The sequence below is a fragment of the Cupriavidus sp. CP313 genome (assembly GCF_054072015.1).
Genome location: NZ_JBSVZB010000003.1, coordinates 416,604 through 438,249 on the forward strand (window position 1 = coordinate 416,604; position 21,646 = coordinate 438,249).

The following is a 21,646-nucleotide window of genomic DNA, read 5'->3' on the forward strand; positions in this document are numbered from 1 at the left end:
AGCAAGTCTGATGAAAGCCTGGTGCATCCGCTGACGATCCTGTCCACGCTGCCGTCGGCGGCCATCGGCGCGCTCGCGCTGCTGTGGCTGGGCGGGTTCGACTTTTCCATCATGGCGCTGATCGGCGTGATCCTGCTGATCGGCATCGTCAAGAAGAACGGCATCCTGCTGATCGATTTTGCGCTGGAGGCGCAGCGCACCCGCGGCATCAGCGCCGGCCAGGCGATCTACGAGGCGGCGCTCACACGTTTCCGCCCGATCATGATGACCACGCTGGCCGCATTGCTGGGCGCGGTGCCGCTGATGCTGGGCTTCGGCACCGGCGCGGAACTGCGCCAGCCGCTGGGCGTGGCCGTGGTAGGCGGCCTGCTGCTCAGCCAGGCGCTGACGCTCTTCACCACGCCAGTGGTCTACCTCGCGCTGGACCGGCTGTCCCGCTATCGCCGGCCCCTGGCGGAGGCGGCGCTGGGCGCTGCCACAACAAATGGGCCATGATGGCTGCATGGGCGGCGGACTGCGGGAATACGGGGCCACCGCAGCGCCGTTGAGATGACGGCCAGGCGTATCGATAAACGCCGCCGGGCCTTTCCGTCGCTGTCGTTGCGCGCGGCCTCAGCCGTTCGCATCAGCGGGCCGTGGCCCGCTGCGCGCGCCGTCCGTATACGTGTCGCGCGGGTCACGCACCCGGGCGCCGTCGCTATACACATCGAAGCGGCCCTTGGCTGTCGCCGCGCTGGCCGCGCCATCGGTATACGGGTCAACGGGCCGCGGTGCAGCCTTGGCCGACAACGAAATGCTTGCGCCGATCATCATCAGCAAGGTCGGGATCAGGGCGTGCAGCAGCGCGCGCCGATGCGTGCCGCCGCGGATCCACAGCAGGCGTGCCCGGCGCGTGCCTGCGCCCCGCGCGGAACGGTGGCCTGTGCTGTCGTGGTGGTGGGATCGCTTGGATGAGGTCATGGAAAGACTCCTGTGCATGTGGGAAAACCGGCCCGGCCGGGCACGCATGGAGTCTAGGGAGCGCAGCCGACGCCACCCTGACGCAACGCTGACAATTGCGTCAGGGTGGATCGGCAGCGCGCCTTCAAACAGTCTTTTCCACCAGCGTGAACAATAGCGGCACGTGCACCTGTCATGCTTGCGGAGCGGGCGCCGCAAGGCTTGGCTGCACAGCTTCGGTGCGGCACCGGGAAACTGACAGGATTGACAGGTTGGAGCCGCACACATCTTCTATATTGCTTAGATCCCGAGGATTGGACCAATGAAACTCCTGCTGGTCGAAGATGAGATCAAGACGGTCGATTACCTGCGCCGCGGCCTGTCCGAGAATGGCTACGTGGTCGACACCGCGCACAACGGCGTGGACGGCCTGCACCTGGCCTGTACCGAGCCCTACGACGCGATCGTGCTCGACGTCATGCTGCCCGCGCTGGATGGCGTCTCGGTGCTGAAGTCTTTGCGCCGCGAGCAGCAGACCCCTGTGCTGATGCTGACCGCGCGCGACGACCTGGATGACCGCCTCAATGCCTTCGATGCCGGCGCCGATGACTACCTGTCCAAGCCCTTCTCCTTCCTGGAACTACTGGCCCGGCTCAACGTACTGACGCGGCGCGGCCGGCAGACGGAGCCGTCGCAGCTGACCGTGGGCGACCTGCGCATCGACCTGCTGTCGCGGCGCGCCACGCGCGGCACGCGGCGCCTGGAACTGAGCGCACGCGAATTCACGCTGTTGTCAGTGCTGGCCAGGCGGCAGGCGCAGATCGTGTCCAAGACCGCGATTACGGAACTGGTCTGGGACATCTCGTTCGACTGCAACACCAACGTGGTCGAAGTCGCCGTCAAGCGTTTGCGCGCCAAGCTGGACTGGCCCGGCGAACCCAAGCTGCTGCATACCATCCGCGGCATGGGTTACGTGCTGGAGCCCCGCGACGGGTTGGGCGCATGAACCGGCAACGCTCGATCGCGGCGCGGCTGGCCGCCATGTTCGGGCTGGCGGCAGCCCTGGTCTTCACCATCACCGGCATGGTGCTGTACCGCGTGCAGTGCGTGGAACTGGAAAAGCGCCAGCTCGAAGAGATCCGCGCCCGCTTCGACCTGGCCGGCACCAAGGCCGCGGGCCTGGGCACTGAAAAGCAATGGGAGCACTTTGCCGCCATGCTGCGCACCCTGACGCCGGCCGACCACAGCGTGCGCTACTTTGTCGAAAGCACTGATCCCCGCTTCGACTACGGCGAGCCCTTCCCGCGCGAGGCCGACACCAGTCCGCGCGCACCCGACGTGTGGGCGGTGGAGTTCGGCGACAACCGCTTCCTGATGCTGAAGCGCAGCATCCCGGCGCTGCGTGACCGCCCCGAGGTGGCACTCGCGGTCGCGGTGGACCAGGCGGCGTTCTTCGCGACCAGCCGCACGCTTGGCATCGCTCTGGTGGTGTCGTCGGTGCTCGGCGTGATCGCGGTGAGCCTGCTTGGGTGGCGCATTGCCAAGTCCGGCCTGGCGCCGATCGAGCGCCTGTCGCAACATGCCGGCGCACTCGATCCCAAGCAGCTGGAGCGCCTGCCCGACGCCGACCTGCCCGCCGAGCTATGCGGCCTGGTGCATGCCTTCAACGGCGCGCTCGACAAGCTCGAGCACGCCTACCAGCAGCTATCCGCCTTCAATGCCGACGTGGCGCACGAACTGCGCACGCCGCTGGGCAATGTCATCGGCCAGACCCAGGTGGCGCTGTCGCGCCCGCGCAGCACTGAACAGCTTGAAGAGATCCTGCAGTCCAACCTGGAAGACCTGGAGCGCCTGAGCCGCATCGTGATCGACATGCTGTTCGTGGCGCAGTCCGACCGCGGGGCGCTGGCGCGCGACCTGGTCGAGGTCTCGGTCGCCCAGGAAGTCCGGCGCAGCGCGGACTTCCTCGACATGCTGTTCGAGGAAGCCGGCGCCACGCTGCACGTGACCGGCGATGCACGCGTGCGTGTCAACGTCTCGCTGCTGCAGCGCGCGCTGACCAACCTGATGAGCAACGCCCTGCAGCACGGCCGGCCCGGGCGGCCGGTAACGGTCACGATCGCGCAATCGGCGGACACGCTGACCATCGCCGTGCGCAATGAATCCGATCGCCTGTCCACGATCCGGCCCGACCGCCTCTTCGATCGCTTCTACCGCGCCGACGCCGCGCGCAGCGACAGCCGGCAGAACCACGGATTGGGGCTGGCCATCGTCAAGGCAATCGCCACCATGCACGGCGGCGGCGTGTTCGCGCAGGTGCAGACGGACGCGATCCGGATCGGCATGACACTGCCGGTCAGCGAGCCGGCGCAAGCCGCACCCGCGCCGGCACGGCCGCTGCCGCGCCCCGCGACGGCCTGATTGCGGCGTGTTCGTGCCTCAGGCCGCCCCCCGGAGCGGCCCGAACCGCTCCACGTACAACCCCGCCACCCAATCGACAAACACCCGCACCCGCGGCGCCAGCTGCCGGTGGAACGGATACAGCGCTGACACCGGCAAGTCCGGGCAGGGCCAGGCCTCAAGCACCGGCACCAACCGTCCCGCGCGCAGGTGCTCTTCCACGCGGAAGCGCGGCACCTGGATCAGGCCGCAGCCGGCCAGGGCCGCGCTGGTATAGCACTCGGCATCGCTCACCGAGATCCAGCCGCGCGCCTTGAACTCCTGAACCTCGCCATCGACGGTCAGCGTGAAGGGATAACGGTTGTCATGGCTGCGCGAGAAGAACCCCACGCCGATGTGTTGCGCCAGTTCCGACGGGTGTTGCGGCGTGCCGTGCGCGGCCAGGTATCCGGGGCTGGCGCACAGCACCTCCGGCATATCCGCCAGCCGCCGGGCCACCAGCGAGGAATCGCGCGGCCGGCCGGCACGCACGACGCAGTCGATGCCCTCCCCGACCAGGTCGACCAGCCGGTCGCCGCTGCTGACGATCAGGTCGATATGCGGATAGCGCTCCCGGAACTCGCCGATGCGCGGCAGGATGATCATGGTGGCGTGGGTGCCATGCAGGTCCAGCCGCAGCGTGCCGCGCGGGTTGGCCACCTGCGTGCTGAGCGAGGTCTCGGCGTCTTCCAGGTCCTGCAGCACGCGCTTGCTGCGCTCATAGAACGCCTGGCCATCCAGCGTGGGGCGCACCTGGCGCGTGGTGCGCTCCAGCAGGCGCGCGCCGACGCGGGCCTCAAGTTCCTTGATGGCGTGCGTGGCGGTGGCACGTGGCATGTCCAACGCGCTGGCGGCGCCGGTGAAGGAGCCCAGTTCCACGATCCGGGTAAAGAGTTGCAGCGCGTCGAAGCGGTCCATGCGGGGGGCCTGTCATAGCGGAACGGTCACCCCCGGATTGGAATCAGGTTCGGCGCCCGCGTCAAGCCCGCCGGCGGCCATCCACGGACCACGCCCCCGCGCCGCGCGCCACGATCAGCACCACCACGGCCAGCAACACCAGCGGATACTCCATGCCGCGGTCGATCCACGCGAAATGCTGGCGATGGATATAGCAGATCACCGCCATCTGCGCCGTCATCAGCGCAGCCACCGGGCGGGTCAGCAGCCCCGCCACCAGCATCGCGCCGCCGATCGTCTCCAGCAGCGCCACCGCCAGCGCGAGCTGTGGCGCCATCGGCAGGTGCAGCACATTGGCGATCAGGTTGGTCGCCCCCGCCATCGGGTTGGCCATCGAGCCATGGCTGGTCCCAAGCAGCTTGGGCAGGCCGTGCGTCATCATGACGACGCCGAACACGGCGCGCAGCAGCGCGTACGCCAGCGGTTCAAGGCGGGCCAGGCGCAGCGACAGCGCAGAAGGCAGCGCGGCGGCGTGCAGGTCAGGTGAAAGCTGGGTCATCGGGGGCTCCTGGTTGCAAAGTCGGGAAAGCATGCGCCGTCAGGCCCGGCGCAATTGCAGCGGCAATGCGCGCAGCCGCTGCCCTGTCAGCCGGAACACGGCATTGGCCACCGCCGGCGCGATCGGCGGCGTGCCGGGTTCGCCCACGCCGCCGGGCGCATCGGTGCTGGCGACGATATGCACCTCGATGCGCGGCATCTCCGGCATGCGCAGTACCGGGTAGTCATGGAAGTTGGAGGGCTGGGCCGCGCCCGCCTTCAGCGCGATGTTGCCGTACAGTGCCGCGCTCAGCCCGTAGACGATCGCGCCTTCCATCTGCGCGCGGATATTGTCGGGATTGACAGCGATGCCACAGTCGATCGCGCACACCACGCGATGCACGCGGATCGCGCCGTTGCTGACCGAGACTTCCACCGCCTGCGCGCAGAAGCTGCCAAACGAGGCATGCACCGCCAGCCCATAGCCGCGGCCCCGTGGCGGCCGGCGTCCCCAGCCGAACTTGTCGGCAGCAAGGTCGAGTACGCGCAAATGGCGCGGGTCGTCCTTCAGCAGCAGGCGCCGGTATGCCAGTGGATCCTTGCCCGCTGCGCGCGCAAGCTCATCGACCATGCTTTCCATCACGAAACCGCTGTCGCTGTGCCCGACCGAGCGCCAGTACCAGACCGGCACGCTGGTGCGCGGCGAATGCGCTTCGACGCGATGCGCCGGGCAACGCGTGACGTAGGGCGAATCGGCCACGCCTTCAACCGAGGTCTTGTGCACGCCTGCCGTATCCGGATGGATCGACTGCCCGGCAAGGCCATGGCGCCACGCCACCGGCACGCCGGCGCGATCCAGCCCCACCCGTACGCGATGCACGAAGGCGGATCGGTAGTAGCCGCCGCGCATATCGTCCTCACGCGACCACACCGCCTTGACTGGCGCGCCCGCTGCCTTGGCCACGTGCACGGCTTCGCCGATAAAATCCTGCACCGCGCGGCGCCCGAAGCCGCCACCGAGGAAGGTGGTATGGATGCGCACCTGCTCCGGCGCAACCCCAGCCGCCTGCGCCGCCGTGCGCTGCGCCAGCGTCTGCATCTGCGTGCCGACCCAGACGTCGCAGCCCCCCGCATCGATGCGCACGGTGCAGTTCAGCGGCTCCATCGCCGCGTGCGCGAGGTAGGGCACGCGGTACTCGCGCTCCACCACCCGCGCCGCACCCTGCATGCCGCCGGCCACGTCGCCGGCCTGCGCGGCCACCGGGCCGGGCTCGCCCGCCAGCCGGGCGAAGTCCTGCAGCAGCCGCTCGCTATCGGGTGCCGCGCCGGTGGCCGGTTCCCATTCGACCTTCAGCGCGTCGCGGCCTTGCCTGGCGGCCCAGTAGTGATCGGCGACCACTGCGACGCCGCTCGGCACCTGCACCACCTGGCGTACGCCACGCACGGCACGCGCCGCGTCGGCGTCAAAGCTGCGCACACGCGCGCCAAACAACGGCGCCCGCGCCACCACGGCAGTGAGCAGACCTTCAAACTGCACGTCCATGCCGAAGCGGGCGCGGCCGGTCAGCTTGGGCAGGTTGTCGAGCCGGCGCGCGCCCTTGCCGATCCAACGCCAGTTGCCCGGCGGCTTCAGCGCCAACGCGGCCATATCGGGCACTGCAAGGCGCCCTGCTTCGTCGGCCAGTTCGCCATAGCGCAGCCGTTGCGTGCCACTGACGACCGCGCCGTTCTCTGTATGCAGACGCTCGGCCGGCACCTTGAGCCGTTGCGCGGCGGCCTGCAGCAGCATCGCCCGCGCCGCCGCGCCGGCCTGCCGGTAGCGCGTGAATTCGGTGCGGATGCTGGAGGAACCGACGGTCGCCTGCATGCCGCCGATGGCGCTGTTGCCATAGGCCGGGGCTGCGGGTGCGTGTTCCACACGGATGCGCGACCAGTCGGCGTCAAGCTCCTCGGCAATCAGCAGCGGCAGCGTGGTCCATACGCCCTGCCCCATTTCAGAATGGGCCAGCAGCACGGTCACGCTGTCATCGGCGCCGATGCGCAGGAAGGCATTGGGCGCGAAGGTCGTAGCGGACTCTGCCGCCTGGGCCTCCGGAAAGCGCCGCGCCACCGGCACGGCAAATCCGATCACCAGGCCGCCGCCAAGCACGGCACCTGCCGCAAGGAACCTGCGGCGCGATTCGCTGGACAAGGGTTTCACCATTGTCCCTCCCTCAGCGAGCGGCCAGCTCGGCGGCGCGGTGCACGGCCGCGCGGATGCGCTGGTAGGTGCCGCAGCGGCAGATATTGCCGGCCATGGCCTGGTCGACCTGGGCGTCGGTAGGCTTGCGGCTCTGCGCCAGCAGCGCGGCCGCCGACATGATCTGGCCGGACTGACAGTAGCCGCACTGGATCACGTCCAGCTCTGCCCAGGCCACCTGCACCGGGTGGCTGCCGTCCGGCGACAACCCCTCGATGGTGGTGATCTTCCTGCCGGCGGCGGCGGACACGGGCAGCACGCAGCTGCGCTGCGGCGTGCCGTCCACATGCAAGGTGCAGGCGCCGCACTGCGCCATGCCGCAACCGAACTTGGTGCCCGTCAGGCCCACCAGGTCGCGCAGCACCCACAGCAGCGGCATATTGGGATCGGCGTCGACGTCGTGATCCGTTCCGTTGATAGTCAGCCTCATCGTCGGCTCCTTGAAACAGTCTGCCGGCCGGCGCCGGCGGACCTGTCGTGCCGCGCGCCTTGAACCTGTGGCCGATTCTGCCCACGGCGGTCGGCCTCCACAATCCGTTGTGGATTGGCAGGACTATTCAAAGACCTTCAACAATGCCGTGTTGTTGTCAGGCTGATCAAAATGAAGAACCCGCGGGCAAAGCCGCGGGTGGCGCCTGACCGTTCCTTGCGTCTCAAGGGCAAGCCGTTTCGTCCGGCCAGGGACCACGAATCAGTCAGGCATCGATTCTGCTGGCCTATATTTCATGAATAGTCTTCTGCCGTTCTCCCGCGTGTCCCGTGGCGGGGCCATGTGGCGAGTATGCAATCCGGTTAGTGCTGGGAGATGGGATATGAGCGCCGTTCCTGAGTCGCGGGTCACCGGCACCACTTCGGCCCCAAGGAAACGCCCCGTCACTTCCACCCGGCATGTGTGGACCCGATACTGGGCCATTGCAAAACCCTACTGGTTCTCGCGGGAAAAATGGAAAGCCTCCGGCTTGCTGGTCCTGCTGATCCTGCTGCTGTTGGGCCAGACCCAGACCGAGGTACTGATCGTCCAGCAAACCGGTGAATTCACCTCGGCCCTGGCGGCGCAAAACGCGGATCGCTTCTGGGCCTCGATCAGGAAGTGTCTCTATATCCTGATGGTGGCAGTTCCCATCTACGCGGTTTATTACTACCTGAGGAATAAGCTGGGCCTGCTCTGGAGGCGCTGGCTGACCAATCACTATCTGGACGGGTATTTCAAAGGCCGGGTCTACTACAAACTCAATTCAGATGCCGCGATCGACAATCCGGACCAGCGCATCGCCGAGGACATCAATACCTTCACGCGGCAATCCCTGTTCTTCCTTTCGATCGGCATCGGCGCGCTGCTGCAGCTCATCGCCTTTAGCGCCGTCCTGTGGTCGATCTCAAGAGAGCTGGTCTACTTTCTTGTCATCTATGCCATCGCTGGCACATTCATCTCCATCTTCTTCTTCGGCCGCGTCCTGATCGGCCTGAACTTCTTCCAGCTAAAGCGGGAGGCAGATTTCCGCTTCAGCCTGATCCGGGTGCGTGAGAACGCCGAGTCCATCGCGTTCTATCGGGGCGAAGCGCTGGAGTCATCCCATGTGAATGGCCGTTTTGGCAAGGCCTTCCAGAACTTCGACCGGCTCATCAAGTGGCAGCTGGGCCTGAACATGTTCCAGTATGCCTATGGCTTCCTGACCATCCTGCTGCCCAGCGCCATCGTCGCTTCACGCGTGCTTTCCGGCGAGCTTGAAGTCGGCAGCGCCATCCAGGCGGCCGGCGCGTTCGCCGCCATACTGAACGCGCTGACCGTGATCGTTGACAACTTTGAAGACCTGAGCCGCTTCGTGGCGGGGCTGGATCGACTGGACACATTCTCCATCTCGCTGACCGGGACGGCAGCAACCTCCGTGAAGCCGGCCACCACGATCGAGTCCATCCACGACTCCCGCCTGGCGCTGGAACATGTCACCTTGCGCACGCCGAATCAAGAGCGAACGCTGGTCACCGACCTGACGCTGTCGGTCAACCCGGGAGAGGGCCTTCTTATCGTCGGCGCCAGCGGCGGCGGCAAGAGTTCCCTGATGCGCGCGATTGCCGGATTGTGGAACAACGGCACGGGATGCATCGTGCGGCCAATGCCGGAGGAAATGCTGTTCCTGCCGCAGCATCCTTACATGGTGGTCGGCAGCCTGCGCAGCCAGCTGCTATACCCGAACCACATTGGCCAGCGGATCCCTGACGAAGAGCTTCTGAAGTTGCTGGAAACAGTCAACCTGAAGGACATCGCTGGCCGGTTTGGCGGCCTGGACACGGAAGTGGACTGGGGGAAAGTCCTGTCCCTTGGCGAGCAACAGCGGCTGACCATCGCCCGCGTACTGCTCTCAAAACCGCGCTATGTCATGCTGGACGAAGCGACCAGTGCCCTGGATATCAGCAATGAGGAAGGCATGTATCAGTTGCTGGCCGACATGCAGACGACGCTTGTCAGCGTCAGCCACCGGCCCACGCTGCTGAAATTCCACCACCAGGTCCTGGAACTGCCCGGGAACGGAAAGTGGTGGCTGCATCCGACCAGGGACTATCGCTTTGGCTGGTAGCCGTCCGGCTGCTTTGTAGCGCCCCCCAACTATCATCGTGCTGTGCTAACGTCGCGCGAGGCACATTTGATGTGGAGGGCGTTTGCATGCAAGCGGGCATTGTCGAGACCGGCTATGGGTCGGACCCGGTCGGTCTGGTCAGCGGTTTCCTGTTCGAACCCGGCGGGCCGGTGCGCGAGATTGATTCCCGTGCCGCAGCGGCATGGCTGCAGCAGATGCCGTCAGTACCGCCGGACGCCGCGCACCATCGCCCCTTCCTGTGGCTGCACTTCAACCTGTCACACAGCGCATGCGAGCGCTGGATGAAAGGCCAACTGGCCCTGCCTGACGAATTCTTCGAGGCCCTGCGGCAGGGTTCGCGCTCGACGCGAATCGAGCGCCTGGAAGGCGCCCTGCTGGCCGTGGTCAACGACGTGATCTACAACTTCGGCGTCACGTCGACGGATATCTCCACGCTCTGGGCCCACGCCGACCACCGCTTGCTGGTGACGGCCCGCGCCAAGCCGCTGCGTTCCGTGGACCGGCTGCGCGAGGCGGTGCGGCGCGGCGAGGCATTCCGCTCGCCACTGGATCTTGTGGTGCACCTGTTGCGTGACCAGGCCGACGTGCTGGTGCAGATCGTGCGCGAGACCGGTGTGAACGTCGACCAGATCGAGGACCAGTTGCTGTCGCAGCGCCTGCAAGGCAACCGCGCCGACCTGGGTTCGATGCGGCGCGGGCTGGTGCGGCTGCAACGGCTGCTGGCGCCCGAGCCCGGCGCCCTGTTCCGGCTGCTGAACCGGCCGCCGGCCTGGCTGCAGGAAACGGACTTGCAGGAGTTGCGTGAATCGACCGAGGAATTCTCGCTGGTGCTCAACGATCTGGCCGCGCTGGTCGAACGCATCAAGCTGTTGCAGGAAGAAATTGCCGCCAAGCTCAACGAGCAAACGAACCGCACGTTGTTCACGCTGACGCTGGTGACTGTGCTGGCGCTCCCGATCAATATCGTGGCCGGCTTTTTCGGCATGAATGTGGGCGGCGTTCCGCTGGCCGAACACCCGCACGGCTTTTGGGTACTGGTGGCGTTGGTGGCCAGTTTCACGGTGCTGGCCGGGCGCTGGGCATTCCGCAAGCAGGCCGGGTAGGTAACGCTTGCGGGATGTACCATACTTCAGGCGGTGTCCGCTGGCTCTCAACTCCTAACCTGAGGAACCCTGCCATGAAGCTATTTCGCATTGCTGCCTTGGCGTTCGTGCTTGCGGGATGCGCCATGAACCAGGGCACGCCAGGCACTGCGCAGGCGTCGCGCACAGAAAGCTGCAAGGTGACGTCAGAGCAGGAGATTGCGGCGTTGTTTGATCGATGGAATCGGTCACTGCAGACAGGCGATCCACACAAGGTAGTGGCCAACTATGCGGAACGGTCCATTCTTCTTCCGACGGTATCCAACAAGCCTCGCTTGAGCGTCGCGGAGAAAGAGGACTATTTCCATCACTTCCTGCAAAACGGTCCATCCGGGAAGATCGACTTCCGCAGCATTGAACTGGGATGCAATTCCGCCGTGGATTCCGGGCTCTACACATTCACCTTCGCACGAACGGGAGCCGTGGTGAAGGCCCGCTTTACCTACACCTATCACTGGGATGGCAAGCAATGGCTAATTACAAGCCATCACTCGTCGGCCATGCCGGAGAAGACGTAACTGAGGCATAAGCCTCAGTTACTGAGGGCGGGGGCCCGCGGCCGCGCATTCACCTGGCGACGCCTGGCCCAGCGCCCTTACTGCATGTGCTGCCCGCCGTTGATGGCGATATTGGACCCGGTCACGTAGGCCGCTTCCTCCGAGCACAGGTAGGCAACCAGCGCCGCGACTTCTTCCGGCTTGCCGACGCGGCCGACCGGAATCTGCGGCAGGATCTTGGTCTCCATGATTTCCTTGGGCACGGCGTTGACCATCTTGGTGGCAAGGTAGCCCGGAGAGACGGTGTTGACCGTCACGCCCTTTCTTGCCACTTCCAGCGCCAGCGACTTGGTGAAGCCGTGCATCCCGGCCTTGGCGGCGGCATAGTTGGTCTGGCCGAAGGCGCCCTTGGATGCGTTGACCGACGAGATGTTGATGATGCGTCCCCACCCGCGTTCGACCATGCCTTCGCAAAGCGGCTTGGTGAGATTGAATACCGAGTCGAGATTGGTCCGCATCACGGCATCCCAGTTCGGCTTGTCCATCTTCTTGAAGGCCATGTCGCGGGTAATGCCGGCGTTGTTCACCAGGATATCCACGCGACCTGTGTCAGCCAGGATCTGCGCAGCGCAAACCTGGCAGGCATCGTAGTCGGATACATCCACCTCGTAGGCACGCATCTCGCGGCCGGTGGCGGCCATCGCTGCAAGCCAGTCCTGGGCGGTCGCATTGCCCGGCGAGTGCGTCACCACCACGGCATAGCCTGCGTCGTGCAACTTGATGCTGATGGCTTCTCCCAGCCCACCCATACCACCTGTTACCAGTGCAATTCTCTTCGTCATCCTGCCTGCTTCATTCTCGTAAAGTTGAAAGACCCCTGCCTTGCCGGGAAGGGCTTTTGCCCTGACTATCCCAAGCAAATTCCCACTGCCCTGGCGCGAAAGAAGCGAGGGCGAGCCGGGCCGGATGATTCCGGTCCCAGTTTGTATGCTGATGCGGGAAGGTTGGCGTCGCGGTGCGGCAAGCCAGGGGATCTGATGCCCCTGGCCTGCAAGCCTGCGATCTCTGTTCAGCGCGCTGGCCTGGCCTGCATGGCCAGCCGTACGCCGTTACTGCTTGGAAGCGCGGGGCGCCGCCTGCTGTGCCGCGCCGGAGGCAGCTGCGGCGGTCGTGGCAAAGTTGGCCTTGGCGACTTCAGCCGTCTGCTTTGCGGCGTCCTGGAAGGATTGAAAGGTGTTGCTGGCGGCCGCTACGCTCGATTGCAGCAGCGCGGTGATCGCTTCAGACCCGGCCGGCGCGTTCTTCACGAAGGTGTCAACGAAGGCTTGCACATTGCGGTTGTGCTGTTCGTACTGGCCCTCGACTGCCTTGGTCAGTTCCACCTGCGTGTTCGATGCGATTTCGTACACATGGCGTGCATACGCAACAGCCTTCTCCGCGGCAGGCTGGGCCAGGTTACCCTGCACGGCGAACACTTCACGCAGGTCCTTTCCGGCCAGCACCGCTTCGACATTGCCCTGGCCTTCGGCAAGCGTCGTCCTGACTGCCTGCAGGTTCAACTCGGTCAACTTCTGGAAGCCGTCAAAAGCCATGTTCGTCAGCGCAAACAGCTGGCTCAGACTGGACTTTTGCACTGCAGCAAATTGCTCGGGCATAAAAGGGGACATGCGAAATCTCCTGTGGATTGATCGAACGGATTCGCGCAAGAATGCTGCAAAGTGAATCCGCCACGGTATGGCTTCCGGATTGGCAGCGCCGCCAATCCTGCAGCGCACCATCCGAGTGCGAATCCTAGAGGATTTCTTCTAATTCGATCCCTAGGTACATACCCAAAAAGTCTTTAAAACATGACAATAAAAGTGCTGTATACGGCTCTTAACTTACATGTGCTTACGTAGAAATGTTGCGGTGCATGACGCGTGTAGGGCGCACTTCACCCCGAGGCTTGCAATGGATCGCCGAATACAACAGGAGGGAGTAACGGAAATTGGATCGAGGCAACGTGATCGCGGCACTATGCGTCTGCTCCTGATGCTCTTGCTGGCCTGGCTGGCGGTAATGAAGGCCGATGTCGCACAGGCTGCCTTCGGCACTCCGCCTTTCACTGCTCCCCTGGATCCGGGCAAGACTGGCAGCCGAATCGAAAAAGAATTTCGAATCGCAGAGCGACAGCTTTATGCCTGCATCGTTGGAGTCATTGGTCTGCGTTGGGCTGCGGTGCAACGCCTCGCCCTGTGCGCTCTCCGCGCATGTGGGGCTCCCGTCAGCGCGCCTTGTTCGCAAGCCCTTCCACTTCAGCGCGCAGCCGCTCTTCCTGCTCCCGCAGTTCTGGCGTGAATTCAGCGCCGAAGTCCTCGACCTCAAACAGCGGGCGAATTTCGATTTCGGACTCGCTTTCCATGGGGTTGGGGCAGCGCCTGACCCATTCGACAGCCTCATCCATTGACTCGACTTGCCACAACCAGAATCCGGCGACGAGTTCGTTGGTTTGCGGAAACGGCCCATCCGTCACAGTCCGCTGATCGCCCGAAAAGCGCACCCGCTTTCCCCTGCCGCTCGGGTGCAAGCCCTCGCCTGCGAGCATGACGCCTGCCTTGACGAGCTCTTCATTGAACTGGCCCATTGCCGCAAGCAACTCCGTGCTTGGCATCTTGCCGCTTTCTGATTCGCTCGTGGCCTTCACCATCACCATGACACGCATTGTGCTTCTCCTTGAAGGGATCGTTGGCGCCGAAGCGGGGGCGGCCGCAGCAGTGGACGCCGGAACCAGGATCCAATCAGAATAGTTGAATTCGACAGCACCTGACTTGCGCGGGCCGCGCCAGTACCTCTACAGTTCGAGAAATGAAGAATGAAGCCGCCGTAGCAGCGCTCGCTGCACTTGCCCAGGATTCCCGATTGGCGATCTTCCGCTTGCTGGTCCAGGCCGGCCCGGACGGCGTCAGCGCGGGCCGGATCCGCGAAGCGCTGGGTGTGGCACCCGCGACGCTGTCCTTCCATCTGAAAGAACTGGTTCACGCCGGTCTCATCAAGAACACGCAGGAAGGCAAATTTGTAATCTATCGGGCGCAATTCGACACGATGAACGCGCTCATTGCCTTCCTGACGGAACATTGCTGCGAAGGCAATCCGGAAGGCTGCGGCGTGGCGGGTGTGGCATGCAAACCCGCAGCTACAAAACGCCGCGGCGTCTCGACCGAGCCGGCCTGAGCGTGCTGCGGCTAGCCGCAGCACCCGCGCTGCGCCTGGACCGAAGGACATTTCACCGACCCGAACGAGCAGAAAACACAGCAGTCTCCGGGCCTGGGGCGCAGCACAACGCCGCAGTTGCTGCATTCGTAGTAGAACTGGCATGCGTCCGTGGGTATGGTTTCCCGCTTCGCAAAGCCGCACTGCGGACAGGTCAGCACCGACTCAAGCACGACATTGGTCATTGCGGCCTCGAGTAGGCAGTTAGTCATTGGTCGCCACACAATCAGAGTAGCGCGCCCTGGGGCGAGCGTCAGGCCTTCCGCCCCGCTTCATACCAGCCTTGGGTCCGATTGACGATGCTGACCACCAGCAGCATGACCGGCACTTCAATCAGGACGCCGACCACCGTTGCCAGCGCCGCGCCGGACTTGAAGCCGAACAGGCTGATCGCCGTCGCCACGGCCAGCTCGAAGAAATTGCTGGCGCCGATCAGCGAGGAAGGGCCTGCCACGCAATGCGCCACACCCAGTTTCCGATTTAGCAGATACGCCAGGCCAGAATTCAGGAACACCTGGATCAGGATTGGCACAGCCAGCAGCGCGATCACCAGCGGTTGCTCGATGATGGCCCGGCCCTGGAAGGCGAACAGCAGCACCAGCGTCAGCAGCAGCGCGGCGATGGAATACGGACCGAGCCTGCCCACGACCCGCTGGAAATGCGCCACGCCCTTGCTCAGCAGCAGCTTGCGCAGCAGCTGCGAAATCGCCACCGGCACCACGATATACAGCGCCACGGACGTCAGCAGCGTATCCCACGGCACCGTGATCGACGACAGGCCAAGCAGCAGCGCCACCACCGGCGCGAACGCCACCACCATGATGGCATCGTTCAGCGCCACCTGCGACAACGTGAAATACGGGTCGCCCTTGCAGAGCTGGCTCCACACGAAGACCATCGCCGTGCACGGTGCCGCAGCCAGCAGGATCAGCCCGGCGATATAGCTGTCGAGCTGCTCGGCGGGCAGCATGGGCGCGAACAGGTGCCGCACGAACAGCCAGCCCAGCAGCGCCATCGAGAACGGCTTGACCGCCCAGTTGATGAACAGCGTCACACCGATGCCGCGCCAGTGGGATTTCACCTGGCCCAGTGCGCTGAAGTCGATCTTCAGCAGCATCGGGATAATCATGATCCAGATGAGGATGCCGACCGGCAGGTTCACCTGGGCGTACTCCATGCTGCCGATCGCCTGGAACGCGCCCGGCATCGCCTGCCCCAGCGCAATCCCGACGATGATGCACAGGGCAACCCAGATGGTCAGGTAGCGTTCAAAGAAGCCAATGGCGGGCTTCGTCGAAATGGGGGCGTGGGTGGTTGCGTTTTGATTCATCGGAGTCCTGGCGCCTTCAGTTCTTCGCGATCGCGTTGAGCGCGTCCTGCAGCTGCGCATTGCTCATGCTTTCCAGCGGCAACGCCAGCAGCTGCAGCATGCGGTAGCCAATGGCCTCGCGCGTCAACTCGAATGCCAGGCGCTTGCCCTCGTCGCCGCCCAGGGCGTTGGACGGATCGGCATAGCCCCAGTGCACCTTGACCGGGCTGCCCGGCCAGTACGGGCACTGCTCCGCCGCAGCGCTGTCGCAGACCGTGATCACGATCCGCATTTCCGGCGCGTTGTCATCGACGAACTCGTCCCAGCTCTTGCTGCGATAGCCGCTCACGTCGACGCCGGCATTGGTCAGCGCTTCCAGTGCAAACGGGTTCAGGCGCCCGCTCGGTGCGCTGCCGGCGCTGAAGGCGCGCACATCCTTGCCGAGCTTGCTGGCCCAATGGTTGAGCATCCCTTCGCTCAGCACGCTGCGAGCGGAGTTGTGGGTGCAAAGGATCAGAACGTTGGTGGTCATGGAGAGAAGGCGTGCTCAGCAGCAGGACGAGTTGGAATTCACCGCAATGCCGATCGGCTTGCCGCGCGGGGCACAGCAGGCGGAGCCTTCGGCGGAAGCCGCTTCGGCCTTGCTTTCGCCAAATACCGGGACGTTGCCCAGCGTATGGAAGTGCTCCCATGCAATGCCCTGCGGATCGGTGACCCAGTGCTTTTCACTGCGGGCATAGCAGCAGGTGGTTTCGCCCTGGTCCAGCAGCACCATGTCAGCCGCTTCGGCGCGCGCTTTCAGTTCAGCAAGCTCGGCGGCATCATCGGTCTGGAAACCGAGATGGTCGACGCCCGCCCCCTGGCCGCGCGTGGAGATCGCGAAGTTGATGCGCGGATCCTCGAGCATCCATTTGGCGTAGTCGCTCTCGACTCGCGTCGGTTCAGCGGCAAAGAGCTTCGAATAGAAGGCAATACTCTTGCCAAGGTCGTCGACATGGACGTGAACGTGAAAGCGCTTCATCGGAACATCTCCATCAGCAGTGACAGGAAACCGCCGCTGCCTCGACGCCTTCGCAGCAATTGGCGGTCAGGTAGCCGAGCAACGCATTCATATGCGCGAAAGCGGCGCGGTAGATCAGGTTGCGTCCGTCCCGCTCCTGCGTCACCAGGCCGGCGTGTGCCAGTTCCTTCAGGTGGAACGACAAGGTGGCCGCAGGCACGCCCAGCCGCTCGACCATCGCGCCGGGTGTCATGCCACCCGGGCCGGCGACGACCAGCATCCGAAAGACCTGGAGGCGCAGCCCGTGGGCCAATGCTGCAAGGGAGCGGACGACATCATTCTCTTCCATATTTCTACAATACTGGAAATATAGGATTGATGCAATGCCTGATCCGGCGAAGCGCTGCTGGCACCCTGCCCGCCGTCCGCGTCGTTCCGGGGACAACCGGGCCGGCGATACTCGCGGGCTAGTCCATCAGATCCGTGTACTCACCTTTCGCATAGGGCCGTGTGCGGTTCCACGGAGCGGGTTGCGGCAAGGCAGCGGCGGTCACCCGCGTGATCTTCTTCTGCGTGCCGCTGGCATTGCGCGACTGGACCAGGCGCGGATACTGGCCGGCCACGTCCCACTGGACCGTCACCTGTTCATCGCCGCGCTTTGCGCGGTACTCCTGCACACCGCCGCGCGCAGGGCCGCTCGCGCTCATGGTCTTGAGCGCTGCCGGATCCAGCAGGTGGTAGGCGGTCGCCCACGAGCCGTCGAAGCCGATGTTGCCGTATTCGGCCGGGCTGACCTCGAAGGTCTTGCGCATGGCGTCGCTGACCAGCCGCACCGACAGCTTGCCGGACGGCTGCCGCTCGATCCAGCGCGCCGCGGCCGACATGTCCATGTGCTTGTGGCCCTTGTCTGCCTTCGCGTGCCCGGCTTCGTCATGCGCCCCGTGCGGGATCTCGCGCTCGATCCAGACCGTGCCGCCCTCGCGGTAGACACGTTCGGTGAAGTAGATGTCGCGGCGCACGCCGTCGGCCCCGAGCGCCGACAACTCATGCTGCACGCGCAGCGCCAGGGGGCCGGAGGCCTTGGCCGGCTCTGCCGCCACGGCGGTGAAGGCTGCCGAGACCAGCAGCAGTGCGAGGACGGGAGTGGCTTGCATTGTTTTCATGAATCTCGTTCAGAAAGCGAAAATGCGCACGCCGGCAAACCGGCGCGCGCATGGCATCAAAAGACACTGTACTCAGTCGTGCAGCAAGGCCGCGGCCGGCATCAGAGGCCCAGCGCGGACTTCACGACGCTGAAGACCTTGGTGTTATCGATGGTGCCCTTGAGCGCGGCATTGCCCGGCCCCGTCGAGAACAGCATCACATCGCCGCCACCGTGGGTTTCCGAGCCCGGCGAGCCGAGGTTCACGCCGACTTCCTGCAGGTAGCCGTCGGCCGTGGTGTCCACCAGCGCGGGGTTGTCGCGCGGGGTCTTGCGCGGACCGCCGCCGTTGCCGAACACCAGCGTGGTGTAAGGCAGGCCGTCAGCCGCGGCGGCCGGCTGCTTGGTCTTGATGTCCGTCACCGTACCCAGGATCGGGTTGCCGCGATGCGAGTAGCCGTTGATCGTCATCGTATGGTCGTGGTCGGCAGTGACGACGATCATCGTGTTCGACAGGTCCACCATCGACAGCGCACGCTTGATGGCATCGTCAAACGCGATCGTGTCTTCCAGCGCGCGCTTGGCGTTGGTGCCATGCAGCGCATGGTCGATCCGGCCGCCCTCCACCATCAGGAAATAGCCGTTCCCGTTCTTCTGCAGGATGCGGATGGCCTTCTCGGTCATGTCGGCCAGGCTAGGCTCGTCGACATTGTTCTTGACGCGGTCCAGCTCGTAGTTGAGGTGGTCCATGTTGAACAGGCCGAGCAGCTTGTTGGTGGATGCCGGGTCCACGGCCTTGAACGCGGTGCCGGTGGTCACGTAGGTGTATCCCGGGAACTGCGTGGTCAGGTCGACGCCATCCGTGCGCTTGCCACCCGCGGCGCTGGGCAGGAACTGGCGGCGGCCGCCGCCAAGCAGCACGTCCAGGCCGTCCTTGAGCGCCGTGTTGTAGCCGGCGTTGCCGGGCGTTGCCTGCGCGGCGATATTGTTCTCGCCGTCGCGGTGGCAGACGTGCGAGAAAGTGGCCGCCGGCGTCGCGTGCGTCACGCGCGTGGTGGTCACCGCGCCGACCGACTTGCCGGCGGCCTTGGCCAGCTCCAGCACGGTCACGACCGGCGAGCCGTTGCCGCTGGGACAGGTGCTGTCACCGGCGCTGGTCACATAGGACTTGCCGGTGCCGTCGCTGGCCTTGGTATCGGCCGACATGGAGATGACTTCGTTGTTCATCTTCACGCCGGTCATGTAGGCCGCCATCGACGGTGCGCTGTCAGTGGTCTGCGCGTCGTTCGAATACGTCTTCACGCGCGCCGTGCGCTTGAGCGACTCCATGTTGAGCTTGCCCGCCTCGCCATATTTGTAGATGCGCGAAGCGGTGACGGTGGTCGGGCCCATGCCGTCGCCCAGGAAGAAGATGACATTCTTGGCCTCGCCCGCGGCTTGCGCAGGGAGGGCAATGCAGGCGCAGGCAGCCGCAACTGCGGACAGGCCGGTTCGAATGATGAGTTTCATGGCTTTATTCCGTCAGCAATAGTGGCTTAGAGGCCGATGGCCGTCTTGATCAGGCCGAACACCTCGGTGTTGTTCATCACACCGGTGAAGGATTCGGCACCGTTGCCCAGTGCGCCGATAAAGACATCGGTGCCGCCATGGGTCTCGCCACCTGCCGCCGTCGGGATCGCGGCTTCCTGGTGATAGCTCTTGTCGTAGACCTGTGCATCGGTCAGCGCAGTGCGCGTGGCCGGGCGGTTCTCGCCGGTGCCGAAGCCGATGATGGTGAAGGGATTGCCGCCGGAGTCCGTGGACAGTGCGCCGGTCACGTAGTTCTTCAGCAGGCCCAGCACGCCGGGGTTGCTGTCGCTGGTGGGGCCGGTGCGCTTGGCGTAGCCATTCAGCACCAGCGTGTGGTCATGGTCGGCGGTGACGACGATCAGCGTGTTCTTCAGGCCCGGGTCGATCACGTTGAGCTTGTCGATGGCGGTCTTGATCGCGGTGTCGAAGGCCACGGTGTCCTGCAGCGCCTTGCGCGCGGTGGTTTCATGCAACGCGTGATCGATGCGGCCGCCTTCCACCATCAGGAAGAAACCCTTCTTCTTCGCGGCGAGCACGTCGATAGCCTTGCTGGTCATCTCCGCCAGGCTCGGCTCGTCGCCGGGCACGCGGTCCAGGTCGTAGGCCATATGGCTGGACGTGAACAGGCCTGCCACCTTCCTGGCGCTCGCGGCGTCGATCTTGTCGAACTCGGCCTTGCTGGAGGCGTAGGTATAGCCGGCCTTCGTCAGCTCGCCAACCAGGTCGCGGCCATCGGTGCGGGCGCCGCCCGCGGCCTTGTTCTGGAAGTGCTTGCGGCCGCCGCCGAAGATCACATCGACGCCGTCGCCGAGCGCGCTGTTGTAGCCGGCGCCGTTCGGCACCAGTTGCGCGGCGATGGTGTTCTCGGCATCGCGGTGGCAGACGTGCGCGTAGGTCGTGGCGGGGGTCGCGTGCGTGATGCGGGTGGTGGTGACCACGCCGGTGCCATAGCCTGCCGTCTTCATCTGCTCGAGCAGCGTCGGCACGCCCTGGCCGTTGCCGGAAGCCGGGCAGGTGCTGTCCGCGCCGGACAGATAGTCCTTGCCGCTGGCATCAAAGGCATTGGTCTCCGGCGTCATCGAGATGACTTCGTTGTTCATCTTGACGCCGGTCATGTAGGCCGCCATCGACGGCGCGCTGTCGGTCACCTGCGCGTTGTTCGAATAGGTCCGGATAAACCCGCTCTCGGGGAGCGTGTCCATGGTCAGCTCGCCATCCTCGCCGACCTTGTAGATCCGCGCCGCGGTCATGGTCGTCATGCCCATGCCGTCGCCAAGGAAGAACACGACGTTCTTCGTGGGCGCGGCGCTGCCGCCAGCCGGCGGCTGCGTGACCGACGCATTGTTGTCATCATCGCTGCCGCACGACGCCACGGCCAGCGCCAGCAGCGGTGCCGCCAGTATTGAAAGACGCCTCATATTTCCTCCCCGTTGGTTTTGGCGGGAGGATGCACGACGAATATTTCGGCTCCGTGACGCGTCACATGTGGGCGGCAACGTTGTCACTGCAGTCAAACATCAGAAAGTGCGGCATCAGGCAGTTCGCCATGATCGGCCTGTTGAAGGCGAACGGCCCACCTGTGCGACGAGCTGCCGCAGTAGTGAAGCTGCCTGGTGGTGCTGAACACTGCTATATTGTCGCCAAAACAGGCACCGCTCTCGTGGGTAGATCGCATCGCCGGCCATGGTTCGCCGGCTTCCTCCTCGTTGTCTTCCTGGCAGCCCAGCTGGCAGCGGCGGCGTACGCCTGTACCGGCAGCCGCTACCAGGCGGAACACAGCGGCACGATGGCGGCGATGACCGAGTCCTGTGCCGATATGGCCGCCAGCGACAGCCAGCAAGGCATCGACCAGAGCGGGCTTTGCCTGGCGCATTGCCAGGCCGATTCCAAGAACGCCGACCATGCTTCGCCGCAGCTTCCGGCCTTTATGCCGGTGCTGATGCGCGTGATTGAGCCAACGCGCGTGGTCCTGGCGGAGGTTCGCGTTGCGCTGCGCGCCGAGGCAGAGGCGCGCGCACCGCCACCCCTCACCATCCTTCACTGCAGTTTCCAGACTTAGCCTCCGGTTCGACGTCACCTGGTGCTGCCCGC

23 protein-coding genes and 1 pseudogene are annotated in these 21,646 nt (G+C 64.8%); 8 read left to right on the forward strand and 16 right to left on the reverse strand.

Going from position 1 to position 21,646, the window contains the following annotated elements; all coding sequences use genetic code 11:
• Positions 1-12 precede the first annotated feature (12 nt).
• Positions 13-495 (forward strand): annotated as a pseudogene (locus tag ACW4E8_RS06375) (efflux RND transporter permease subunit); the annotation flags it as partial.
• 117 nt (positions 496-612) lie between these two features.
• Here ACW4E8_RS06375 and ACW4E8_RS06380 read toward each other — a convergent pair.
• Complete coding sequence (locus ACW4E8_RS06380; protein ID WP_456803737.1) at positions 613-960, reverse strand: hypothetical protein; 348 nt, start codon at positions 958-960, stop codon at positions 613-615.
• A 301-nt stretch (positions 961-1,261) separates the two neighbouring features.
• Here ACW4E8_RS06380 and ACW4E8_RS06385 point away from each other — a divergent pair, with 301 nt between their 5' ends.
• A complete protein-coding gene (locus ACW4E8_RS06385) occupies positions 1,262-1,945 on the forward strand; it encodes a heavy metal response regulator transcription factor (RefSeq protein WP_456803738.1) in 684 nt (227 codons plus the stop codon).
• Positions 1,942-3,360, forward strand: coding sequence for a heavy metal sensor histidine kinase (locus tag ACW4E8_RS06390; RefSeq protein WP_456803739.1), 1,419 nt, complete (start codon positions 1,942-1,944; stop codon positions 3,358-3,360). Before ACW4E8_RS06385 ends, ACW4E8_RS06390 begins: the two co-directional genes overlap by 4 nt.
• An 18-nt stretch (positions 3,361-3,378) precedes the next feature.
• Here the strand turns inward: ACW4E8_RS06390 and ACW4E8_RS06395 are convergent, their stop codons facing one another.
• From ACW4E8_RS06395 to ACW4E8_RS06410, 4 genes are all read right to left on the reverse strand, one after another.
• Positions 3,379-4,296 carry a LysR family transcriptional regulator gene (locus tag ACW4E8_RS06395; protein WP_456803740.1) on the reverse strand — a complete coding sequence of 306 codons (918 nt, stop codon included), beginning with the start codon at positions 4,294-4,296 and terminating at the stop codon, positions 3,379-3,381.
• A gap of 61 nt (positions 4,297-4,357) precedes the next feature.
• On the reverse strand, positions 4,358-4,834 hold the full coding sequence (locus ACW4E8_RS06400; protein WP_456803741.1) for a DoxX family protein: 477 nt from the start codon (positions 4,832-4,834) through the stop codon (positions 4,358-4,360).
• Positions 4,835-4,873: 39 nt separating this feature from the next.
• On the reverse strand, positions 4,874-7,015 hold the full coding sequence (locus ACW4E8_RS06405; RefSeq protein WP_456803742.1) for a molybdopterin cofactor-binding domain-containing protein: 2,142 nt from the start codon (positions 7,013-7,015) through the stop codon (positions 4,874-4,876).
• 10 nt (positions 7,016-7,025) lie between these two features.
• Positions 7,026-7,481 carry a (2Fe-2S)-binding protein gene (locus ACW4E8_RS06410; RefSeq protein WP_456803743.1) on the reverse strand — a complete coding sequence of 152 codons (456 nt, stop codon included), beginning with the start codon at positions 7,479-7,481 and terminating at the stop codon, positions 7,026-7,028.
• 382 nt (positions 7,482-7,863) lie between these two features.
• Between ACW4E8_RS06410 and ACW4E8_RS06415 the strand changes: the two genes are divergently transcribed.
• The 3 genes from ACW4E8_RS06415 to ACW4E8_RS06425 all read left to right on the forward strand — a co-directional run bounded on the left by ACW4E8_RS06415 (position 7,864) and on the right by ACW4E8_RS06425 (position 11,308).
• Complete coding sequence (locus tag ACW4E8_RS06415) at positions 7,864-9,627, forward strand: ABC transporter ATP-binding protein/permease (protein ID WP_456803744.1); 1,764 nt, start codon at positions 7,864-7,866, stop codon at positions 9,625-9,627.
• Between the two features lie 86 nt (positions 9,628-9,713).
• Positions 9,714-10,751 (forward strand): transporter, encoded by a 1,038-nt coding sequence (locus ACW4E8_RS06420; RefSeq protein ID WP_456803745.1) that lies wholly within the window; start codon positions 9,714-9,716, stop codon positions 10,749-10,751.
• 74 nt (positions 10,752-10,825) lie between these two features.
• Positions 10,826-11,308, forward strand: coding sequence for a DUF4440 domain-containing protein (locus ACW4E8_RS06425; RefSeq protein WP_456803746.1), 483 nt, complete (start codon positions 10,826-10,828; stop codon positions 11,306-11,308).
• Between the two features lie 77 nt (positions 11,309-11,385).
• Here the strand turns inward: ACW4E8_RS06425 and phbB are convergent, their stop codons facing one another.
• From phbB to ACW4E8_RS06440, 3 genes are all read right to left on the reverse strand, one after another.
• Positions 11,386-12,129 (reverse strand): acetoacetyl-CoA reductase, encoded by a 744-nt coding sequence (gene phbB / locus ACW4E8_RS06430; RefSeq protein WP_456803747.1) that lies wholly within the window; start codon positions 12,127-12,129, stop codon positions 11,386-11,388.
• Between the two features lie 267 nt (positions 12,130-12,396).
• Positions 12,397-12,954 carry a TIGR01841 family phasin PhaP3 gene (gene phaP3 / locus ACW4E8_RS06435; protein WP_456803786.1) on the reverse strand — a complete coding sequence of 186 codons (558 nt, stop codon included), beginning with the start codon at positions 12,952-12,954 and terminating at the stop codon, positions 12,397-12,399.
• Positions 12,955-13,550: 596 nt separating this feature from the next.
• The gene (locus tag ACW4E8_RS06440; RefSeq protein WP_456803748.1) at positions 13,551-13,988 is read right to left on the reverse strand and encodes a YciI family protein; all 438 of its coding nucleotides are present in this window, start codon (positions 13,986-13,988) and stop codon (positions 13,551-13,553) included.
• A gap of 143 nt (positions 13,989-14,131) precedes the next feature.
• Here ACW4E8_RS06440 and ACW4E8_RS06445 point away from each other — a divergent pair, with 143 nt between their 5' ends.
• Positions 14,132-14,497, forward strand: a complete 366-nt coding sequence (locus tag ACW4E8_RS06445; RefSeq protein WP_456803749.1) for an ArsR/SmtB family transcription factor — start codon at positions 14,132-14,134, stop codon at positions 14,495-14,497.
• An 11-nt stretch (positions 14,498-14,508) separates the two neighbouring features.
• Here ACW4E8_RS06445 and ACW4E8_RS06450 read toward each other — a convergent pair whose 3' ends face one another.
• From ACW4E8_RS06450 to ACW4E8_RS06485, 8 genes are all read right to left on the reverse strand, one after another.
• Positions 14,509-14,721 carry a GDCCVxC domain-containing (seleno)protein gene (locus ACW4E8_RS06450; RefSeq protein WP_456803750.1) on the reverse strand — a complete coding sequence of 71 codons (213 nt, stop codon included), beginning with the start codon at positions 14,719-14,721 and terminating at the stop codon, positions 14,509-14,511.
• Between the two features lie 68 nt (positions 14,722-14,789).
• A complete protein-coding gene (arsB, locus tag ACW4E8_RS06455; protein ID WP_456803751.1) occupies positions 14,790-15,866 on the reverse strand; it encodes an ACR3 family arsenite efflux transporter in 1,077 nt (358 codons plus the stop codon).
• 16 nt (positions 15,867-15,882) lie between these two features.
• Positions 15,883-16,377 (reverse strand): arsenate reductase ArsC, encoded by a 495-nt coding sequence (locus ACW4E8_RS06460; RefSeq protein WP_456803752.1) that lies wholly within the window; start codon positions 16,375-16,377, stop codon positions 15,883-15,885.
• 15 nt (positions 16,378-16,392) lie between these two features.
• Positions 16,393-16,866, reverse strand: a complete 474-nt coding sequence (locus tag ACW4E8_RS06465; RefSeq protein WP_456803753.1) for an ArsI/CadI family heavy metal resistance metalloenzyme — start codon at positions 16,864-16,866, stop codon at positions 16,393-16,395.
• A 13-nt stretch (positions 16,867-16,879) separates the two neighbouring features.
• Positions 16,880-17,194 carry an ArsR/SmtB family transcription factor gene (locus ACW4E8_RS06470; protein WP_456803754.1) on the reverse strand — a complete coding sequence of 105 codons (315 nt, stop codon included), beginning with the start codon at positions 17,192-17,194 and terminating at the stop codon, positions 16,880-16,882.
• A gap of 118 nt (positions 17,195-17,312) precedes the next feature.
• Positions 17,313-18,008 carry a hypothetical protein gene (locus ACW4E8_RS06475; protein ID WP_456803755.1) on the reverse strand — a complete coding sequence of 232 codons (696 nt, stop codon included), beginning with the start codon at positions 18,006-18,008 and terminating at the stop codon, positions 17,313-17,315.
• A gap of 101 nt (positions 18,009-18,109) precedes the next feature.
• Positions 18,110-19,495: an alkaline phosphatase gene (locus ACW4E8_RS06480; protein WP_456803756.1), complete on the reverse strand. Its 1,386-nt coding sequence runs from the start codon at positions 19,493-19,495 to the stop codon at positions 18,110-18,112.
• 26 nt (positions 19,496-19,521) lie between these two features.
• Positions 19,522-20,973, reverse strand: a complete 1,452-nt coding sequence (locus tag ACW4E8_RS06485; RefSeq protein ID WP_456803757.1) for an alkaline phosphatase — start codon at positions 20,971-20,973, stop codon at positions 19,522-19,524.
• Between the two features lie 242 nt (positions 20,974-21,215).
• On the opposite strand from ACW4E8_RS06485, the gene ACW4E8_RS06490 reads away from it, so the two are divergent.
• Entirely contained in the window at positions 21,216-21,614 is a 399-nt protein-coding gene (locus ACW4E8_RS06490; RefSeq protein WP_456803787.1) for a hypothetical protein, read from the forward strand.
• Positions 21,615-21,646: the final 32 nt, after the last annotated feature.

Coding starts and splice junctions, on each gene's coding strand:
- ACW4E8_RS06470 (WP_456803754.1), bottom strand. CDS start 17,194: ATGGAAGAGAATGATGTCGTCCGCTCCCTTGCAGCATTGGCCCACGGG.
- ACW4E8_RS06475 (WP_456803755.1), bottom strand. CDS start 18,008: ATGAAAACAATGCAAGCCACTCCCGTCCTCGCACTGCTGCTGGTCTCG.
- ACW4E8_RS06445 (WP_456803749.1), top strand. CDS start 14,132: ATGAAGAATGAAGCCGCCGTAGCAGCGCTCGCTGCACTTGCCCAGGAT.
- ACW4E8_RS06480 (WP_456803756.1), bottom strand. CDS start 19,495: ATGAAACTCATCATTCGAACCGGCCTGTCCGCAGTTGCGGCTGCCTGC.
- ACW4E8_RS06380 (WP_456803737.1), bottom strand. CDS start 960: ATGACCTCATCCAAGCGATCCCACCACCACGACAGCACAGGCCACCGT.
- ACW4E8_RS06450 (WP_456803750.1), bottom strand. CDS start 14,721: ATGACCAATGTCGTGCTTGAGTCGGTGCTGACCTGTCCGCAGTGCGGC.
- phaP3 (WP_456803786.1), bottom strand. CDS start 12,954: ATGTCCCCTTTTATGCCCGAGCAATTTGCTGCAGTGCAAAAGTCCAGT.
- ACW4E8_RS06395 (WP_456803740.1), bottom strand. CDS start 4,296: ATGGACCGCTTCGACGCGCTGCAACTCTTTACCCGGATCGTGGAACTG.
- ACW4E8_RS06440 (WP_456803748.1), bottom strand. CDS start 13,988: ATGCGTGTCATGGTGATGGTGAAGGCCACGAGCGAATCAGAAAGCGGC.
- ACW4E8_RS06460 (WP_456803752.1), bottom strand. CDS start 16,377: ATGACCACCAACGTTCTGATCCTTTGCACCCACAACTCCGCTCGCAGC.
- ACW4E8_RS06385 (WP_456803738.1), top strand. CDS start 1,262: ATGAAACTCCTGCTGGTCGAAGATGAGATCAAGACGGTCGATTACCTG.
- ACW4E8_RS06420 (WP_456803745.1), top strand. CDS start 9,714: ATGCAAGCGGGCATTGTCGAGACCGGCTATGGGTCGGACCCGGTCGGT.
- ACW4E8_RS06485 (WP_456803757.1), bottom strand. CDS start 20,973: ATGAGGCGTCTTTCAATACTGGCGGCACCGCTGCTGGCGCTGGCCGTG.
- ACW4E8_RS06410 (WP_456803743.1), bottom strand. CDS start 7,481: ATGAGGCTGACTATCAACGGAACGGATCACGACGTCGACGCCGATCCC.
- ACW4E8_RS06465 (WP_456803753.1), bottom strand. CDS start 16,866: ATGAAGCGCTTTCACGTTCACGTCCATGTCGACGACCTTGGCAAGAGT.
- ACW4E8_RS06405 (WP_456803742.1), bottom strand. CDS start 7,015: ATGGTGAAACCCTTGTCCAGCGAATCGCGCCGCAGGTTCCTTGCGGCA.
- ACW4E8_RS06415 (WP_456803744.1), top strand. CDS start 7,864: ATGAGCGCCGTTCCTGAGTCGCGGGTCACCGGCACCACTTCGGCCCCA.
- ACW4E8_RS06390 (WP_456803739.1), top strand. CDS start 1,942: ATGAACCGGCAACGCTCGATCGCGGCGCGGCTGGCCGCCATGTTCGGG.
- arsB (WP_456803751.1), bottom strand. CDS start 15,866: ATGAATCAAAACGCAACCACCCACGCCCCCATTTCGACGAAGCCCGCC.
- ACW4E8_RS06425 (WP_456803746.1), top strand. CDS start 10,826: ATGAAGCTATTTCGCATTGCTGCCTTGGCGTTCGTGCTTGCGGGATGC.
- phbB (WP_456803747.1), bottom strand. CDS start 12,129: ATGACGAAGAGAATTGCACTGGTAACAGGTGGTATGGGTGGGCTGGGA.
- ACW4E8_RS06400 (WP_456803741.1), bottom strand. CDS start 4,834: ATGACCCAGCTTTCACCTGACCTGCACGCCGCCGCGCTGCCTTCTGCG.